The 242-nt window shown below is 62.4% G+C and carries 1 protein-coding gene; it reads right to left on the bottom strand.

Going from position 1 to position 242, the window contains the following annotated elements; genetic code table 11:
- Positions 1–242, bottom strand: a 242-nt coding sequence (locus tag JFU56_RS22700; RefSeq protein WP_198439464.1) for a porin, incomplete at both ends; no start/stop codon positions are given.

Raw genomic sequence — 242 nt, 5'->3', positions numbered from 1 at the left:
CGCTTGGAGAAGTTGTAGTCGGCGATGAACTGCCACTGCTGCGGATTACGCGGGTTGACCGTTGCCCCGCCGATGGTCGCTTCCTTGATCTTGTCGTAGTAGTACGCCAGCGTCAGGCCCAGCGCAGGCGTCACCTGGTAGTTCACGCCAGCCCAGTAGTAGTCGTCGCGGTGCGGCAGCAGAGCCAGCGTGGCACCAGATGAGGCCGTGTCGGTCTTGCCGTAGCGATAGCCACCCATGAG

Source organism: Moritella sp. F3, from assembly GCF_015082335.1.
Lineage (GTDB): Bacteria > Pseudomonadota > Gammaproteobacteria > Enterobacterales > Moritellaceae > Moritella.
The sequence above is the reverse complement of the archived record's forward strand: the minus strand, read 5'-3'. Positions and strand labels throughout refer to the sequence as shown.